Origin of the sequence: Streptococcus sanguinis (assembly GCF_050225395.1) — a bacterium.
GTDB lineage: Bacteria > Bacillota > Bacilli > Lactobacillales > Streptococcaceae > Streptococcus.
This window is the reverse complement of the sequence record NZ_CP071431.1, coordinates 440,634-460,020: the sequence shown is the minus strand read 5'-3', so window position 1 is coordinate 460,020 and position 19,387 is coordinate 440,634. Positions and strand designations below refer to the sequence as shown.

8 protein-coding genes, 2 tRNA genes, 3 rRNA genes and 1 pseudogene are annotated in these 19,387 nt (G+C 43.8%); 1 reads left to right on the top strand and 13 read right to left on the bottom strand.

The window, feature by feature from the left end:
* Positions 1 to 114: 114 nt before the first annotated feature.
* The 12 genes and pseudogenes from J1C81_RS02325 to J1C81_RS02270 all read right to left on the bottom strand — a co-directional run bounded on the left by J1C81_RS02325 (position 115) and on the right by J1C81_RS02270 (position 16,274).
* A tRNA-Asn gene (locus J1C81_RS02325) sits at positions 115 to 188 on the bottom strand.
* 5 nt (positions 189 to 193) lie between these two features.
* Positions 194 to 309, bottom strand: a 5S ribosomal RNA gene (gene rrf, locus J1C81_RS02320).
* A gap of 116 nt (positions 310 to 425) precedes the next feature.
* A 23S ribosomal RNA gene (locus tag J1C81_RS02315) occupies positions 426 to 3,326 on the bottom strand.
* A gap of 127 nt (positions 3,327 to 3,453) precedes the next feature.
* A tRNA-Ala gene (locus tag J1C81_RS02310) sits at positions 3,454 to 3,526 on the bottom strand.
* A 64-nt stretch (positions 3,527 to 3,590) separates the two neighbouring features.
* Positions 3,591 to 5,138: ribosomal RNA gene (locus tag J1C81_RS02305) — 16S ribosomal RNA — on the bottom strand.
* The 16S, 23S and 5S rRNA genes sit together here with 2 tRNA genes alongside, the layout of an rRNA operon.
* A gap of 300 nt (positions 5,139 to 5,438) precedes the next feature.
* Positions 5,439 to 6,365, bottom strand: coding sequence for an ATP-binding cassette domain-containing protein (locus tag J1C81_RS02300; protein ID WP_002916385.1), 927 nt, complete (start codon positions 6,363 to 6,365; stop codon positions 5,439 to 5,441).
* Positions 6,366 to 6,375: 10 nt separating this feature from the next.
* Complete coding sequence (locus tag J1C81_RS02295; protein ID WP_002901221.1) at positions 6,376 to 7,443, bottom strand: ABC transporter ATP-binding protein; 1,068 nt, start codon at positions 7,441 to 7,443, stop codon at positions 6,376 to 6,378.
* Between the two features lie 8 nt (positions 7,444 to 7,451).
* Complete coding sequence (gene oppC, locus J1C81_RS02290) at positions 7,452 to 8,378, bottom strand: oligopeptide ABC transporter permease OppC (protein WP_002898857.1); 927 nt, start codon at positions 8,376 to 8,378, stop codon at positions 7,452 to 7,454.
* Positions 8,378 to 9,874: an ABC transporter permease gene (locus tag J1C81_RS02285; RefSeq protein WP_002916386.1), complete on the bottom strand. Its 1,497-nt coding sequence runs from the start codon at positions 9,872 to 9,874 to the stop codon at positions 8,378 to 8,380. The genes oppC and J1C81_RS02285 overlap by 1 nt, the downstream gene beginning before the upstream one ends.
* 64 nt (positions 9,875 to 9,938) lie before the next feature.
* Positions 9,939 to 11,924 (bottom strand): annotated as a pseudogene (locus J1C81_RS02280) (peptide ABC transporter substrate-binding protein).
* A gap of 232 nt (positions 11,925 to 12,156) precedes the next feature.
* Complete coding sequence (locus J1C81_RS02275) at positions 12,157 to 14,127, bottom strand: peptide ABC transporter substrate-binding protein (protein WP_002916390.1); 1,971 nt, start codon at positions 14,125 to 14,127, stop codon at positions 12,157 to 12,159.
* Between the two features lie 191 nt (positions 14,128 to 14,318).
* On the bottom strand, positions 14,319 to 16,274 hold the full coding sequence (locus J1C81_RS02270; RefSeq protein ID WP_032909897.1) for a peptide ABC transporter substrate-binding protein: 1,956 nt from the start codon (positions 16,272 to 16,274) through the stop codon (positions 14,319 to 14,321).
* Between the two features lie 292 nt (positions 16,275 to 16,566).
* Here J1C81_RS02270 and pbp3 point away from each other — a divergent pair, with 292 nt between their 5' ends.
* Positions 16,567 to 17,835, top strand: coding sequence for a D-alanyl-D-alanine carboxypeptidase PBP3 (gene pbp3, locus J1C81_RS02265; RefSeq protein WP_002916392.1), 1,269 nt, complete (start codon positions 16,567 to 16,569; stop codon positions 17,833 to 17,835).
* Between the two features lie 139 nt (positions 17,836 to 17,974).
* On the opposite strand, the gene sufB is transcribed toward pbp3, so the two are convergent.
* A complete protein-coding gene (gene sufB, locus J1C81_RS02260) occupies positions 17,975 to 19,387 on the bottom strand; it encodes a Fe-S cluster assembly protein SufB (RefSeq protein ID WP_002893631.1) in 1,413 nt (470 codons plus the stop codon).

Genomic DNA, 19,387 nt, shown 5'->3' with positions numbered 1-19,387 from the left:
AAACAATAGCTTTTAACACTACTACTCACAATCATAGAATTATCTCCCATTGTAAATAATACCAATGTAAATAATACCAAAAAGTACAAAAAAAGAGGTAAAACCTCTTTCAAACTCCGCCAGTAGGACTCGAACCTACGACATCATGATTAACAGTCATGCGCTACTACCAACTGAGCTATGGCGGATAACTGCTAAGCGACTACCATATCTCACAGGGGGCAACCCCCAACTACTTCCGGCGTTCTAGGGCTTAACTGCTGTGTTCGGCATGGGTACAGGTGTATCTCCTAGGCTATCGTCACTTAACTATTGAATTAACTGCTCTGTCCTCTCAGACAAGCCTTGTCAACTCAAAATTGAATACAATATCAAATCTAACATTTCTCTAAACCATTCGCTGCACTCTGATGAATTTCTTATTCTAGGATAAGTCCTCGAGCGATTAGTATTAGTCCGCTCCATGTGTCACCACACTTCCACTTCTAACCTATCAACCTGATCTTCTCTCAGGGCTCTTACTAACTTGCGTTATGGGAAATCTCATCTTGAGGTGGGTTTCACACTTAGATGCTTTCAGCGTTTATCCCTTCCCTACATAGCTACCCAGCGATGCTCTTGGCAGAACAACTGGTACACCAGCGGTAAGTCCACTCTGGTCCTCTCGTACTAGGAGCAGATCCTCTCAAATTTCCTACGCCCGCGACGGATAGGGACCGAACTGTCTCACGACGTTCTGAACCCAGCTCGCGTGCCGCTTTAATGGGCGAACAGCCCAACCCTTGGGACCGACTACAGCCCCAGGATGCGACGAGCCGACATCGAGGTGCCAAACCTCCCCGTCGATGTGAACTCTTGGGGGAGATAAGCCTGTTATCCCCAGGGTAGCTTTTATCCGTTGAGCGATGGCCCTTCCATGCGGAACCACCGGATCACTAAGCCCGACTTTCGTCCCTGCTCGAGTTGTAGCTCTCGCAGTCAAGCTCCCTTATACCTTTACACTCTGCGACTGATTTCCAACCAGTCTGAGGGAACCTTTGGGCGCCTCCGTTACCTTTTAGGAGGCGACCGCCCCAGTCAAACTGCCCGTCAGACACTGTCTCCGTAGATGATAAACCTACCGGGTTAGAGTGGCCATAACACAAGGGTAGTATCCCAACAACGCCTCCATCGAAACTGGCGTCCCGATTTCATAGGCTCCTACCTATCCTGTACATGTGGCACAGACACTCAATATCAAACTGCAGTAAAGCTCCATGGGGTCTTTCCGTCCTGTCGCGGGTAACCTGCATCTTCACAGGTACTAAAATTTCACCGAGTCTCTCGTTGAGACAGTGCCCAAATCATTACGCCTTTCGTGCGGGTCGGAACTTACCCGACAAGGAATTTCGCTACCTTAGGACCGTTATAGTTACGGCCGCCGTTTACTGGGGCTTCAATTCATACCTTCGCGTTACCGCTAAGCACTCCTCTTAACCTTCCAGCACCGGGCAGGCGTCACCCCCTATACATCATCTTACGATTTAGCAGAGAGCTGTGTTTTTGATAAACAGTTGCTTGGGCCTATTCACTGCGGCTGACAAAAGTCAGCACCCCTTCTCCCGAAGTTACGGGGTCATTTTGCCGAGTTCCTTAACGAGAGTTCTCTCGCTCACCTGAGGCTACTCGCCTCGACTACCTGTGTCGGTTTGCGGTACGGGTAGAGTATGATACAACGCTAGAAGCTTTTCTTGGCAGTGTGACATCACTCACTCGCTACTAAACTTCGCTCCCCATCACAGCTCAACGTTACAGGTATAAGCATTTGACTCATACCACGCCTCACTGCTTAGACGTACATCCATTCGTACGCACGAGTTAGCCTACTGCGTCCCTCCATCACTTCATACTCTAGTACAGGAATCTCAACCTGTTGGCCATCGGATACACCTTTCGGTCTCTCCTTAGGTCCCGACTAACCCAGGGCGGACGAGCCTTCCCCTGGAAACCTTAGTCTTACGGTGGACAGGATTCTCACCTGTCTTGCGCTACTCATACCGGCATTCTCACTTCTATGCGTTCCAGCGCTCCTCACGGTACACCTTCTCCACACATAGAACGCTCTCCTACCATACCTATAAAAGGTATCCACAGCTTCGGTAAATTGTTTTAGCCCCGGTACATTTTCGGCGCAGGGTCACTCGACTAGTGAGCTATTACGCACTCTTTGAATGAATAGCTGCTTCTAAGCTAACATCCTAGTTGTCTGTGCAACCCCACATCCTTTTCCACTTAACAATTATTTTGGGACCTTAGCTGGTGGTCTGGGCTGTTTCCCTTTCGACTACGGATCTTAGCACTCGCAGTCTGACTGCCGACCATAATTCATTGGCATTCGGAGTTTATCTGAGATTGGTAATCCGGGATGGACCCCTCACCCAAACAGTGCTCTACCTCCAAGAATCTTCATGTCGACGCTAGCCCTAAAGCTATTTCGGAGAGAACCAGCTATCTCCAAGTTCGTTTGGAATTTCTCCGCTACCCACAAGTCATCCAAGCACTTTTCAACGTGCCCTGGTTCGGTCCTCCAGTGCGTTTTACCGCACCTTCAACCTGCTCATGGGTAGGTCACATGGTTTCGGGTCTACATCATGATACTAAAGCGCCCTATTCAGACTCGGTTTCCCTACGGCTCCGTCTCTTCAACTTAACCTCGCATCATAACGTAACTCGCCGGTTCATTCTACAAAAGGCACGCTCTCACCCATTAACGGGCTCGAACTTGTTGTAGGCACACGGTTTCAGGTTCTATTTCACTCCCCTCCCGGGGTGCTTTTCACCTTTCCCTCACGGTACTGGTTCACTATCGGTCACTAGGGAGTATTTAGGGTTGGGAGATGGTCCTCCCAGATTCCGACGGGATTTCACGTGTCCCGCCGTACTCAGGATACTGCTAGGTACAGAATCTATTTAAAATACGAGGCTCTTACTCTCTTTGGCTGACTTTCCCAAGTCATTCTTCTATAAATTCTGAGTCCACATTGCAGTCCTACAACCCCGAAGAGTAAACTCTTCGGTTTGCCCTCCTGCCTCTTCGCTCGCCGCTACTAAGGCAATCGCTTTTGCTTTCTCTTCCTGCAGCTACTTAGATGTTTCAGTTCACTGCGTCTTCCTCCTCATTCCCTTAACAGAAATGGGTAACAGGCATCAACCTGTTGGGTTCCCCCATTCGGACATCCCCGGATCAAGTGCTTACTTACAGCTCCCCGAGGCATTTCGTCGTTTGTCACGTCCTTCATCGGCTCCTAGTGCCAAGGCATCCACCGTGCGCCCTTACTAACTTAACCTTATTTTTGACCTTTCAGTCTTAAACTCATTAATATTCACAGCGTTTTCGGTTTATTTTCTTGTTACTATTTGATATCGGTATTCAATTTTCAATGGACAAGTTCTTTATCTAGTCAAACTAGATAATGGAGCCTAGCGGGATCGAACCGCTGACCTCCTGCGTGCAAAGCAGGCGCTCTCCCAGCTGAGCTAAGGCCCCACATAGCCCTCTCAAAACTAAACAAGACTCAAGTGCATTCCGTGTGTCCTTACGGACTCCTTAGAAAGGAGGTGATCCAGCCGCACCTTCCGATACGGCTACCTTGTTACGACTTCACCCCAATCATCTATCCCACCTTAGGCGGCTGGCTCCTTACGGTTACCTCACCGACTTCGGGTGTTACAAACTCTCGTGGTGTGACGGGCGGTGTGTACAAGGCCCGGGAACGTATTCACCGCGGCGTGCTGATCCGCGATTACTAGCGATTCCGACTTCATGTAGGCGAGTTGCAGCCTACAATCCGAACTGAGACTGGCTTTCAGAGATTAGCTTGCCGTCACCGGCTTGCGACTCGTTGTACCAGCCATTGTAGCACGTGTGTAGCCCAGGTCATAAGGGGCATGATGATTTGACGTCATCCCCACCTTCCTCCGGTTTATTACCGGCAGTCTCGCTAGAGTGCCCAACTGAATGATGGCAACTAACAATAGGGGTTGCGCTCGTTGCGGGACTTAACCCAACATCTCACGACACGAGCTGACGACAACCATGCACCACCTGTCACCGATGTACCGAAGTAAAACTCTATCTCTAGAGCGGGCATCGGGATGTCAAGACCTGGTAAGGTTCTTCGCGTTGCTTCGAATTAAACCACATGCTCCACCGCTTGTGCGGGCCCCCGTCAATTCCTTTGAGTTTCAACCTTGCGGTCGTACTCCCCAGGCGGAGTGCTTAATGCGTTAGCTGCGGCACTAAGCCCCGGAAAGGGCCTAACACCTAGCACTCATCGTTTACGGCGTGGACTACCAGGGTATCTAATCCTGTTTGCTCCCCACGCTTTCGAGCCTCAGCGTCAGTTACAGACCAGAGAGCCGCTTTCGCCACCGGTGTTCCTCCATATATCTACGCATTTCACCGCTACACATGGAATTCCACTCTCCCCTTCTGCACTCAAGTTAAACAGTTTCCAAAGCATACTATGGTTAAGCCACAGCCTTTAACTTCAGACTTATCTAACCGCCTGCGCTCGCTTTACGCCCAATAAATCCGGACAACGCTCGGGACCTACGTATTACCGCGGCTGCTGGCACGTAGTTAGCCGTCCCTTTCTGGTAAGATACCGTCACAGTGTGAACTTTCCACTCTCACACCCGTTCTTCTCTTACAACAGAGCTTTACGATCCGAAAACCTTCTTCACTCACGCGGCGTTGCTCGGTCAGGGTTCCCCCCATTGCCGAAGATTCCCTACTGCTGCCTCCCGTAGGAGTCTGGGCCGTGTCTCAGTCCCAGTGTGGCCGATCACCCTCTCAGGTCGGCTATGTATCGTCGCCTTGGTGAGCCGTTACCTCACCAACTAGCTAATACAACGCAGGTCCATCTGGTAGTGATGCAGTTGCATCTTTCAATTAATTATCATGCGACAATGAATTTCATGCGGTATTAGCTATCGTTTCCAATAGTTATCCCCCGCTACCAGGCAGGTTACCTACGCGTTACTCACCCGTTCGCAACTCATCCAAGAAGAGCAAGCTCCTCTCTTCAGCGTTCTACTTGCATGTATTAGGCACGCCGCCAGCGTTCGTCCTGAGCCAGGATCAAACTCTCATTAAAAAGTTTGAGTTCGCACTCATTACTGTCCACTGACAGATTTATTTTCGTTTTTTGACAGGTTACATATCTCTATGTCACCCTGCACTTGGTTCGTCTTGTTCAGTTTTCAAAGGGCTTTGTCTTTCGCGACAACTATATTAGTATATCACCTATACCCTCACCCTGTCAATACCTTTTTCCAATTTTTTTAAAAAATTATTATTTTTAAATTGGTGAATTATTTTACATACCTTTGAGGTTGGTAAATTGACCTACATTCTTTCTTTTAAAGGCGAAAAAATGCCCTTTCGGACATTTTTTCTATTCTTGTTCTTGTTTATACTTTTCGAGTTCAGCTTTATTAGCCCAGACGTAGTGTCCCGGACGAATCTCAGCCATTTCTGGTTTATCAACAGAATAATCGTGTTGTTCAGGATCATAGACCTTCAACACTTTTTTACGCTCCAAGATTGGGTCTGGTATTGGAACAGCCGAGAGCAAGGATTGTGTGTAAGGATGAACAGGATGGTTGAACAGTTCTTCTGTCTCTGCCACTTCTACAATGACACCTTTGTAAATCACGGCGATCCGATCAGAAATAAAACGAACTACCGAAAGGTCATGGGCAATAAACAGATATGTCAAGCCCAACTCTTTTTGAAATTTTTTCAAAAGATTCAAGACCTGTGCTCGGACAGATACGTCCAAGGCGGAAATCGGCTCATCAGCAATCACGAAGTCTGGTTGCATGACCAAAGCACGAGCAATCCCAATCCGTTGACGCTGTCCACCAGAGAATTCGTGAGGATAGCGAGTTAAATGCTCAGCCAACAAGCCAACTTCATTGATGATATTTTTGACTTTTCTTTGCCGGTCTTCTTCACTATCAAACAAATGGTAATTATAGAGACCCTCAGATATGATATAGTCAACCGTTGCACGTTCATTCAGGCTAGCTGCCGGGTCTTGGAAAATCATCTGAATCTTGCGAATCAAGTCTGCTTCTTCCGCTTTTGACTTTTTCCCATTAATCTTTTTGCCTTCATAGAAGATATCGCCTGCACTGGTATCATTAAGGCCAATAATAGCTCGACCAATAGTAGTCTTACCAGAGCCTGATTCTCCTACAAGAGAGAAAGTTTCTCCCTTATTGATGAAGAAATTTGCGTTTTTTACTGCTACAAATTTCTTACTTCCTTCGCCGAAGGAAATTTCTAAATCTTTAATTTCAACTAATTTTTCAGTCATTTCCTTCCTCCTAAGCTTCTAATTGATTGAAGCCCATTTTTGAACGAATTTTTTCATGTAGGTTTTCGATAATCTCTGGTTTATCAACCTTAGGCGCATCTTCGTGTAGCAACCAAGTCTTTGCCCAATGAGTATCTGAGACCTTGAAAGCCGGTGCTTCTTCTTCAAAGTCAATAGACATGGCATAGTCAGACCGCAAAGCAAAGGCATCCCCTTTGATTGGTGAATAAAGTGACGGCGGAGTACCAGGAATCGAGTAGAGCGCACCATTCGCATCTGCCAACTGAGGCAAGCTGGATAGCAAACTCCATGTATAAGGATGTTTTGGCTCATAGAAGATTTCTTCAACTGTACCGTATTCTACAATTTCACCGGCATACATGACCGCAACCTTATCTGCAATACTAGCCACAACACCAAGGTCGTGCGTAATAAAGATAGTTGTGAAATGATATTCTTGCTGCAAGGATTTGAGCAAGTCAATAATCTGCGCTTGAATCGTTACATCGAGGGCTGTTGTCGGCTCATCACAGATAAGAATATCAGGACGGCAAGCCAAAGCAATAGCAATAACAATCCGCTGACGCATACCACCCGAGTATTGGAAAGGATATTCTTCGAAACGTTTTTCCGCATCTGGAATCCCGACCTTGCTCATGTAATCAATGGCCATTTTTTTAGCTTCTTTGGCTGATTTTCCCTGGTGCTTGATAATGACTTCTGTAATCTGGCTTCCAATCGTATTAATGGGATCCAAGCTCGTCATCGGATCTTGGAAGATAGTCGCAATTTTTGCACCACGAATTGGCTCCCAGTCCTTATTACTACGAAGAGTTGTCAAATCTTTGCCGCGGTAGTCAATGGTTCCTTTAGCTACACGGCCGTTTTCTTCTAACATACCAGTAAAGGTCTTTGTTAATACAGACTTTCCTGAACCTGATTCACCAACAATAGCCAGCACTTCACCTTCAATCAAGTCCAGAGAGACTCCGCGAATGGCTGTTAAAACTCGGTCGCGAACATCAAATTCCACGACAATATCGCGAGCAGTCAATATTACATTTTCATTCTTTGTCATATTTACTCCTATCTATGTGTACGTGGATCGCTGGCGTCGGCTAAGTTTTGACCAACTACGAAGAAAGTAAGGGATACCAAAATCAGAGTTGTGAGTGGAATCCAAAAGAGGTAGGCATTCGTCGTCACATTTTGAGAATAATCTGAAATCAAGCGTCCCAAACTTGGCACTGTTACAGGAAGCCCTAATCCAAAGAAGGACAGAAAGGCTTCGTAAGAGATAAAGCTTGGCAGCATCTGTGAAGTGGTAGTCACGATAACAGATACCAACTGCGGCATAATATTCTTCGTAACAATCTTTAGAGTCGGTGTACCAAGAGTACGAGAGGCAAGGTTATATTCCAAATCCCGATAGCGCATAATCTGCACACGGATAGTGTAGGCAATACCAACCCAACCAGTAATCGTCATGGCAAAAATAAGATTCCAGAAACCAGCACCGATAGAGTAGGTCAAGACAATAACAATCAAGAGGGCTGGGATATTCGAAATGATATTGTAGATTTCCATCATGACACGGTCAACTGTTTTGGAAATTCCCCAGATACCGCCAATGATAACTCCGATAGCCAGATTAATAACCGTCGCAATAATCGAAATAAGAATAGAGTTACGGGCACCAAACCAAACACCGTCAAAGAGAGACTTACCATTACTATCCGTTCCAAACCAGTATTGAGCACTTGGTTTGATATAACGCATGCTAAAATCATTTACCTTGCTCACGTCATTAAAGTCGAAGTTTGAAAACATAGGATAAATGAAGCTCATGAGAATAATGGCAATCAGAATCCCTAGCATGGTAATGGTTGATTTCTTTTTCAGAAATTGACGCATGACTGATTTCCAGTAAGAATAGGCTGGAGCATCAATCGTTTCAGAGGCAAAATCGTCACGTTTGACAAATTGGAATTTGCTTTTATCAATTGTAGCCATTATTTACCTCCTTTTGATGTTAACTTAATACGTGGGTCCAGTACAGTCATCAGAATGTCACCCAGCAAGAGAGCAAAGATAGACAGACATGTGAAGATAAATACAAGACCAACAACCATAGAGTTATTGGATGCCTTAACAGAATCAATCAGCATCTTACCCATACCAGGGAAAGCGAAGACTGTTTCTGTCAGGGTTGCACCGGAAATAACTCCGACGATTGAGGCTGGGATACTAGATACCAGCGGAACCATAGCATTTTTAAAGATGTGCTTGTTAGAAATTTCTTTTTCAGAGAGTCCCTTCGCACGCGCAAAGCGGACAAAGTCCTGAGACTGCAGGTCAATCATATAACGACGAATCCAAACAGCTGTCCAAGGAGCACTCAAAAGCCCTAGAATAACAGCTGGAAGGACATAAGAACGCCAATCTCCTGCTCCCAAGATTGGGAAGGAGTCTGGAAGACCAACAGCAGACCCCGCCAAACGAACGATGTAAACCAAGGCGATGGTTGGCAGTGACATCATAAAGGTCAAGCCCGCTGTAGAAATGCTATCAAACCATGTATTCTTGAGTCGAGCCATGTAGGATCCGAGTGGAATAGCAATCAGATAAGACAGAGCCACACCAATCAAACCGATAATGGCTGAGCTGGTAATCATGGATGGATTTTGATAGTTGCTTTGAGTCGCCGTATAAGCATCTCCCTTACCAAACTTAGCAATATCCTGTGAGTCTGCTTTGCTTGGCGTCTTATAGGTACGAGAGTAAATGTTAACAGATGATGTCTTTTTACCTGTTGGGAATTGAACTTCAGAAGACTTAGTTTGTCCTTGTCCCTGTGTAATAACTTGCAGAACAGGGATATTAGCATAGGTCGGATAAGAATTACCTAAATTAAAGGTAATAAAGTTCTGGTGGACAAATGGAAACTGACCATTAAAGTAAAGCAAATATTTATGCTTGGTACCAGAACCCACAAGAGACCAGCCAACAGAAGGATCATTTTCAAACCGGATATAACGCTCTAGGTTTGGATTCTCCTCATCTTGGATAACATTTGGATGGTCAATTTGAATCAAATTAGCATAGAACTCAAAGACACGTTCATACACAGGTACTTCGCGTACAGCGTAGAATTCTCCGCTCAGTGGAAATTTCTGCAATTTCCAGCCATTACCGAGTTTATCAATATACTTCTGATAAATCTTCTCGTTTGCTTCAGTAGCTTCTGTGGTAACAGAAGAATCTTCCTTGCTGGCTTTCTCCTGCAGTTCCTTTGTATCATAATAGTCAATGTAGCCCATCCGCTCAAAGATAGTGTTTTCATAGTTAGTCTTTTTATCTTTATTGGTCGCTATCTTATTATAGTTAGGATCCTGCTTGAAAATCAACCTTCTTGGCACCATAGTATAGATAATGGCATAAGTCAGGGTCGTCACCAAGAAAATCGACACAATTGAGCGTAAGATACGCATAAAAATATATTTTTTCATTTATCGTTTCCTTTAAATTCCAAAAGAACTTTCTCCTCTATTAGAGAAAGTTCTCTTAGCAAGCTTATTTCACGTGGTCTGCTAATTCTTCTTGAGCTTTTTTATTAGATTCCGCACGTTCTTTATTCCATTTTTCCTGAGCGCTATTATAATCTTTTGTCGTTACAGGTTCATCCTGCAATTTCATGTACTTATAACTTGCTGCTTCACGCGCCTTAGCACCAGACCAAGCAAACGGTGCTGAGAAAGGCACTACCTTAGTCAAGGTTGGACGACCTGTTCTAGAAGTTACCGGAATCAACAAAGCACTATCAGTCAGCCAAGCCTGAGCAGCCGCATATTTTTCATAACGCTTGTTCAAATCTTGCTTTTCTGCACCAGCTTCGTCAACCAGCTTGGTATATTCATCCAAACCAACTTGTTTCGCTGCGGCATTATCTGTGCCATCAAATCCTAAGAAGGTCTTGGTGTTTTCACCACCAGGTTTGATAACATCAAGATAGGTAGATGGATCTTGATAGTCCGGAGACCAGCCGACATTATCTGAAATATCCCAGTCCTCTTCAGCAGCAGAAGGAGCAAACAAGGTAATGTTAGTCACTTCATCCTTAGACAATTGGTGAACATCAATCACAACATTATCTGTTCCCAAAGTCTTCTCAATGGATTGCTTGAGGGATTGAACGCGCTGTACTTTAGAAGTAGCTGTTTGATCAACCGGAATGTCCAGATGAATTGGGAATTCCACTCCATCAGCTTTCAAAGCTTCTTTTGCTTTAGCGAATTCAGCCTTTGCTTTGTTCTCGTTATAGAGACCATCTTGACCATCTGAGAAGTCAACGTCTTTCCATTCGTCGCCATAAGTTACTACTTTTTCCTTAACTAAGTCACCGAAGGACTTGTCACCAGCCTACACAAATGTAGGTGGGATGTAAAGGTTACGAAGAAGTTTGTCTGCTCCGTCCTTACCATTAATCTGAGATGCATAGGACTCACGATTGAAGGCAAAGGTCAAAGCCTGACGGAAGTCCTTGTTAAGCAAGGCTTTCTTAGTTGAAGTCTTTTGAACTTCTGATGTCTTAGCCGTATGATTATAAGACTGGCGATCAATGTTAGTACCTACTAAGAAAGTTGAGGCATCTTGAGGTGTATAGACGATATTATCTTTAAAGTCTTTTTCAACCTTTTCATAGGTCGCACTAGTTGGGAAGAGTCTGGCTGTTGTCAGAGCACCTTGACTGAACTGATCAGCTAGTTTCCCTTGATCTTGTCCATCATAGAAAGAGAGTTTCACTGCATCTACATGAACATTTTCTTTGTCCCAATAATTAGGATTCTTCTCAAATTGGATTTCAGATTTTGAAGTCAATGATTTAAGCAAGAAAGGCCCGTTATAAAGCAAGCTTGTTGGATCGGTTGCTTGAGCGAACTTATCACCTTGGTTTTTCAAAAAGTCTTTGTTTACTGGGTAGAGAATTCCCATTGTAGTCTTAGAATTCCAGAAGCTTTCTGGCTCATTAAGAGTATACTCAACGGTATGATCATCCACTGCTTTGATCCCTACTTCTGAGAAATCAATCTTCCCAGAAATATAGTCCTTAAGCCCTTTGACAGAATCCTGAACCAAGTAGATTGTTTCAGATTTATTGTCTGCTGCATACTTGAGACCTGTAACAAAGTCTTCTGCTGTCACATCTGCGTACTCTTCACCTTCGGAAGTATACCACTTAGCATCTTTGCGAAGTTTATAAGTATAGGTTTTCCCATCTGGGGATACAGTCCATTCCTCTGCCATTGAAGGAACTAAGTTTCCATATTGGTCGTTTTCTAAAAGACCGTCAATGACATTGGCTGTCAAGTCTGTTGTAGCAGCCTTGCTTGAAGTGAGATAGTTCAAGTTTTCAGGATCTGTCTCGTAGATATAATTAAAGGTGTTTGAAGAGTCTGAGCTGCCTGACTTTGTGTTTGGCTTAGAGCCAGAGCAAGCAGCAAGAAAGCCAGCTGCAAGAAGAGTGACTCCTGCTAGCGCAAGGACTTTACTTTGTTTCATATGGGTTTCTCCATCTTTTAGATTTTTAGATTTAATTAAGATTATAGCATAGATAGTACTAAAAGTAAAATAAATTTTCAGAATATTAAGTTAGCTCACTGGCACCCTCAGATGTTTATGCAATTGGTTTTCTCGGATATTGATTATCTAGGACCAGACAAGCTCAACCTCGTCCATTTCGTCTTCAAAATCATCAAAAATCCCACTGTAGCTACAATGGGATTTTCTTGCTTCATTTGATATGTTCTGCGAGTTCTTTTTGAGCTTTTTTGTTGGATTCTTCCTTTTCTTTTGCCCATTTTTCACGCGCTTTTTCATATTCTTTAGTCGTTATTGCTTTATCTTGGATTTCAACATATTTAAAGCTGTATTCACCCTTGTTTCCAGTCCAAGCAAATGGTCCTGAGAATGGAACAACCTTACGGACACTTGGTGTTGCACCAGATGACCATGCCGGCATTAACAGGGCACTGTCTGTCAGCCAAGCCTGAGCTGCAGCATACTTTTCGTAACGTTTGTTAATATCCTCGTTTTCTGAAGCAGCGTCTTCCAAGAGTTTATCATACTCTTCAAAGCCAGCCTCTTTAGCTGCTGCATTATCCGTTCCAGGGTCAAAACCAAAGTAACTGTCAACATTCTCACCAGTCTTAGATCCAGTGATTTCCAGATAAGAAGAAGGATCGTTATAATCTGGACTCCAGCCGAGATTATTATTCAAGTCCCAGTCTTCTTGAGATGCTGAGGTCGCAAAGTAGGTGATGTTATTCAACTCATCATCTGTCATCTGCTGAATATCAATCACCACATTGTCAGAGCCAAGATTAGCTTCAATAGACTGCTTCAGTGACTGAACACTCTTAACGCCATTGGTATCTGCTGAGCTGACCGGAATATCCAGATGAATAGGGAATTCCACTCCTTCTGCCTGCAGCGCTTCCTTAGCTTTGGCAAATTCTGCCTTGGCTTTTTCTGGATTATAAAGACCATCCTGAGCGTCGTCTAATTTGACTCCCTTCCACTCATCACCGTAGCTAGCCAGATTTTCTTCTACAATGCTGCCGAACTCTTTACCATTAGCTTGAACAAAGGTTGGCGGAACAAAGGTATTACGAAGTTGCTTGTCTGCTGCTTCTTCGCCATTGGTTTGGGCAGAATAGGCAGTCCGGTCAAAGGCAAAAAGCAGAGACTGACGGAAATCTTTATTGAGCAGTGCTTTCTTAGTGGAAGCTTTCTGTGCATCCGTTGTCTTGGAGGTATGCTCGTAAGACTGACGGTCGATATTAGTTGTGACAACGAAGGTTCCTGAACCTTGAGGAGTGTAGACGATATTATCGCCATACTGTTTCTTCACACTGGCAAAGTTGGAGCTATTTGGGAAAAGACGAGCAATGGTGTAGTTGCCGTCAGAGAAGCCACGCACCAGCGATTCTGTATCTTGCCCATCGTAGTAAGAGAATTTGACAGTATCAATTTTCACCTTTTCCTTATCCCAATAGTTAGGATTCTTCTCTAAGCTAATTTGAGATTTCGAGGTGATAGATTTCAAGATAAACGGACCGTTATAGAGGACACTGGTTGGATCCGTTCCCTGAGCAAACTTATCACCTTTTGATTTCAGGAATTCTTCATTAATTGGGAAAAGAATCCCCATGGTTGTCTTAGAATTCCAGAAACTTTCTGGCTGATTGAGGGTGTATTGAACAGTAGAATCATCCACCGCCTTAACACCAACTTGGGAGAAGTCAGTTATCTTACCATTGACATAGTCGTCCAAGCCTTTAATGGATTTTTGAACGATATAGAGACCGTCAGACTTGCTGTCAGCAGCATGCTTCAGACTGGTCACAAAGTCCTTAGCAGTCACATCTGCATATTCTTCACCATCAGAAGTATACCATTTCACTCCCTCACGAAGCTTATAAGTATAGGTCAGACCATCTTTTGAAACGGTCCAATCTTCTGCTAGAGAAGGCACTAAGTTACCATACTTATCACTTTCCAGCAAACCATCCACTACATTAGCCATAATCTCATTGGTTGCCCGTTTATTGGACACAGTGTAATCCAGCGTATCTGGATCTGCCGTATAAACATAACTATAGTTTTTCCCAGATGAATTGGAGCCGCCAAACGAACAGGCAGCCAAAATTCCTGCAGAGAGAATGACAAGCCCAGCAGCTGCAGCTAACTTAGATGTTTTCATAAACTTCCTCCAGTTTTCATTAAGATTACTTTCATTATAGCACTTCTGCGACAGGATGTAAACGCTTCAATGCAATGGAGGCCGATATAAAAAAGAGACTGGGACAAAATGTCTCAGCCTCGCTTTATCGTATTTACAAACTTTTGATTCCAAACTGTTTGCAAAGAGTCAAAAGTTCGCGGTTCAGAATCTTATTTGATATGTTTTTCTAGCTCTTCTTGGGCTTTTTTATTGGATGCTTCCTTTTCTTTTTCCCATTTCTTAAGAGCTGCTTCATAGTCTTTGGTTATCACAATATCATTTTGGAGCTCCATGTTCTTAAAGACATAAGTATCCCCTTTGATTCCGACATAAGAGTAAGACTTGGTAAATGGAACAACCTTCTGAACGACTGGTGAACCACCCGCAGAAACACTAGGAATAACAATGGAGCTATCTGTCAGCCAAGCTTGAGCTGCTGCGTATTTAGTATAACGAGCGTCGGTATCTTGTTTTTCCTTATCCGCCTCATCCAATAACTCTTTGTATTCGTTCAAGCCGACTTTATTGACGATATCTTGATTTTTCCCTTTTTCTAATCCTATATTATCCAGAATATCACCAGTTTCTGGGTTGAAAATATTCAAATAGGTAGATGGATCTTGATAATCTGCTGACCAACCAGATATGTTGAGGTCGTAGTCTTTCTGAGCTGCTGTTTCTGCAAAGTAGGCTGAATTATCGTAGTCATCTGTGGACATTTGCTGAACATCAATAACGACATTTTCTTGACCAAGCGCTGCTTCAACAGACTGTTTGAAAGAGTTGGTCCGCTGTACCAAGACTTTGTCAGTCTGATCCACAGGAACATCGATATGGATAGGGAATTCAACGCCTTCTGCTTGCAAAGCTTCCTTAGCCTTAGCAAACTCTGCCTTGGCCTTGTCAGCATTGTAGATGGTATCTTGGGCATCTGTCAACTTGACACCGCTCCACTCATCGCCGTATGTAGGAAGTTTGCTCTCTACTTCATCTGAAAAATCTTTACCATCAACCTGCACGAAGCTAGGAGGAACAAGCAAGCTACGGATAAGTTTAGTCGCCCCATCTTTACCATTCATCTGAGCTCCAAAAGATGTCCGGTCAAAGGCAAAGTTAATCGCCTGACGGAAGTCTTTATTTTGAATAGCCGCTGTAGTCGATGCCTTCTGAGCATCTGTGGTCTTAGACGAATGATTATAGGCCTTACGATTCAGGTTGAAGCTAAAGAAATAGCTAGTTGAGTTCTGTGGTGTGTAGATAATATTGTCTTTGTATTGCTTTTCAACAGAAGCGTAGTTAGAGCTTGTCGGGTAAAGCCGTGCTTGAGAATAGGCACCGTCTGAGAAGTTGCGAATCAGTGATTCTTGGTCTGAACCATCATAGTAAGTCAGTTTTATATTTTCAACCTTGACATTGTCCTTATCCCAGTAGTTCTGGTTTTTAGCATATTCAATGACAGACTTAGAAGTGAAAGCCTTCAGAATATAAGGTCCATTATAAAGAATGGAAGAAGGTTTTACAGTACCAAAATCTTTTCCTTTTGATTCCAAGAATTCTTTGTTAATCGGAAAGAGAATCCCCATAGTCGTCTTAGAATTCCAATAACTTTCTGGCTGGTTAAGAGTGTACTCGACAGTATAGTCATCGACAGCCTTGACGCCAACCGTTGAAAAGTCATTTGACTCACCCTTGACATAGGCATCCAAGCCTTTGATAGAGCTTTGAACAATTGGAAGAGCTTCTGATTTTTCATCTGCTGCGTGCTTCAAACCAGTGACAAAGTCCTGGGCTTTGACACTTTCATATTCCTCTCCATCTGAAGTGTACCATTTAGCATCTTTACGAAGCTTATAGGTATAGGTCAGACCATCCTTTGAAACAGTCCAGTCTTCCGCAATAGATGGAACCAGATTACCATACTTGTCATTTTCCAAAAGACCATCAACCAGATTTGAAGCCACATCAGAAGTCGTTCCCCGATTGGAGTTTACATAGTCCAAGGTATCAGGATCAGCAATATAAACATAAGAGTATGTATTGCTGGCACTGGAGCTTCCACAAGCAGCTAAAATCAGTGTTGACACGACTGTCAGTCCAGTAATGGCCAACCATTTAGATTTTTTCATGAGCATTCTCCTTCTCAATTTATATTGTATTATTATACAATATTTTTTTATAAAAACAAATGCTTTATGTAGAAAAATAATAATTTTCTATTTTTCAGTCCGTTTAACTGTGTTTTTTCAAATATTTTTCTATTTTGTGAGATTTTGTGAAAGATGCTTTTATAAAAAATCTTTTAAAAGAGATTGCTCTACTTTTCTCTACATTTATTTTGTAATCTTTTATTATCCTTGATTTATAAAAGAAAAGAGAATTTTATGATACAATGGTTATATCTTGTTTTAGGGGAAAGAAATGAAACGATTATTCCTATGTTTACTAGTTTTGGTCGGAATGACCGCCAGCAAGGTTGCAGCAGATGATTTCAACATTGCCGCTAAGAGTGCAATGGCTGTGGACGCTACTTCTGGAAAGATTCTCTACGAAAAAGATGCTAATACTCCAATCGAAGTCGGCTCCATCACCAATCTTTTGACCGTCTATCTGGTCTATGAAGCCATTGACAGAGGAGACCTGACTGCCGATACCTATGTTGATATCTCAGACTACGCCTACAATCTAACATCTAATCCAAATATCAGTAATGTCCCTTTGGAAGCCAAACGTTACAAAGTCAAAGACTTGATTGCCGCTTCCTTGATGTCCAGCTCCAACAGTGCCACGATTGCCTTGGCTGAGAAGGTTGGGGGCAGCGAAGAAAATTTCGTCCAAATGATGAAGGCCAAGCTTAAAGAATGGGGAATCAAAGATGCTACTATTGTGAACTCCACAGGGCTGAATACTCTTCTTCTAGAATACGCAACTGAAGAAACAGAGTATGGCACCTCAGCTAGCACAGCTAAAAAAAGCAAGGACGCTGAAAACAAATTCAGTGCCTACGACTTGGCTGTTATCAGCCGGCATCTGATTATGGACTTCCCTCAAGTGACAGAGATCACTTCCAAGTCCACAGCCAAAATTGCGGGGACGAGTCTGGAAAATTATAACTTCATGCTGGAAAACCAGTCCAACTTCCGCTCAGGTGTAGACGGACTCAAAGCCGGCAGTTCGGATAAGGGAGGCTCTTCCTTTGTTGCGACGACTACTGAAAATGGCATCCGTATGATTACTGTTGTGCTGGACGTTGAGCAAACCGACGGCGACCCCTACGCACGCTTTGTAGCCACAGCGTCTTTAATGAACTATGTTTCGCAAAACTTCACCCAGACGACTATTGTGGCTGAGGGGGAAGCCTACAATAAAAGCCATTCAACCGTTATTGACGGCAAGCAAAAGACCGTTCCAGCCGTTGCCAGCAAGGATTTCACCATCATTGAGCGCATCGCCAATCAGGCTGAGCACAAGGTGGAATTTTCTACCAACGAAAAAGGCTTTCAAGCTCCGCTGAAAAAAAATACTGAACTCGGAACCTTGACCTATACCGACCCTGAACCGATCGGCCAAGGCTATCTGGAAAACAAAGCACCTTCTGTCACAATGGTGGCAGGCCAAGAGGTGGAAAAAAGTATTTTCTTCAAGGTCTGGTGGAATGACTTCGTCCGCTATGTCAACGAGAAATTATAAAGAACAACCGCGAATCATTTGATTCGCGGCTGTTTTGTATGTTTTCTAAATGTTGGACTAGGACTAGCAAACATCTTCTAATATTAACTCGCAATGCGGTTCTTCAAGCAGTAATTTAAAGTTTCGCTTAGACAAAGCTTTACCCAACTGATCCTTCCATTTCATAGCTAATCAAGCGGTTAAGCTCAACAGCATACTCCATAGGCAGTTCTTTAGTGAAAGGTTCAACAAAGCCCATGACAATCATTTCGGTGGCTTCAGATTCGGACAAGCCACGGCTCATGAGATAGTAGAGCTGCTCTTCTGAAATCTTAGAAACCTTGGCCTCATGCTCTAGAGCTACTTGAGAGTTATGAATTTCATTAAAGGGAATGGTATCTGATGCCGAAATGTCATCCATGATAATCGTATCACACTCAATATGGCTGACAGATTTCTGTGAATTCTTTCCAAAAGTCACTTGCCCGCGGTAATCCACTTTACCTCCGCCCTTAGCAATGGACTTAGACACGATAGAAGAGCTGGTATGCGGAGCATTGTGAATCATCTTAGCCCCTGTATCTTGGTGCTGATTGGTATTGGCAAAGGCAATAGAAAGCATAGTTCCGCGCGCTCCAGGTCCATCCAGATAGACAGACGGATACTTCATAGTTGTTTTTGCACCAAGGTTCCCGTCAATCCACTCAACCGTCGCATCTTTCATAGCTCGCGCCCGCTTGGTCACGAGGTTGTAGACATTATCGGACCAGTTTTGAATAGTGGTGTAGCGCATATAGGCCCCATCGAGGGCAAAAATTTCAACAATCGCGGCATGTAGACTATTACTAGAGTACGTTGGAGCTGTACATCCTTCTACATAATGGACACTAGCGCCCTCATCAACGATAATCAAAGTCCGCTCAAACTGACCGGAATTTTCATTGTTAATCCGGAAATAAGTCTGCAAAGGAACATCTACCTTGACACCTTTTGGCACATAGATGAAGGTACCACCTGACCAAACTGCGGAGTTGAGAGCTGCCAGCTTGTTATCTGTCGGAGGAACCAGCTTAGCAAAATACTGCTTGAAGAGCTCTGGATATTCCTTGAGAGCTGAGTCGGTATCCGTAAAGACGATCCCAAGCTTTTGGAACTCTTCCTTCATATTGTGATACACAACTTCTGATTCATACTGGGCCGCCGCACCAGCGAGATAAGCTCTCTCCGCTTCTGGGATCCCAATCTTCTCAAAGGTTTCCTTGATCTTCTCAGGCACTTCATCCCAGCTTCTAGCAGGCTTATCAGAGGCCTTTTGGTAATAAATCAAGTCGTCAAAATTAATTTCTGACAAATCCGGCCCCCATGTCTGCATCGGCATCTTCTTGAAAGCCTCGTAGGATTTGAGGCGGAAATCCAGCATCCACTCTGGTTCATCCTTGGCTGCAGAAAGCTCACGAATGACCGCTTCATTCAGCCCTTTCCCTGTCGAGAGAACAGGTTCAACATCGTCATGGAAACCAAACTTGTACTCACCGAGATCAATCGGTTTTGGTTCTACTCTTTCTTCTGACAT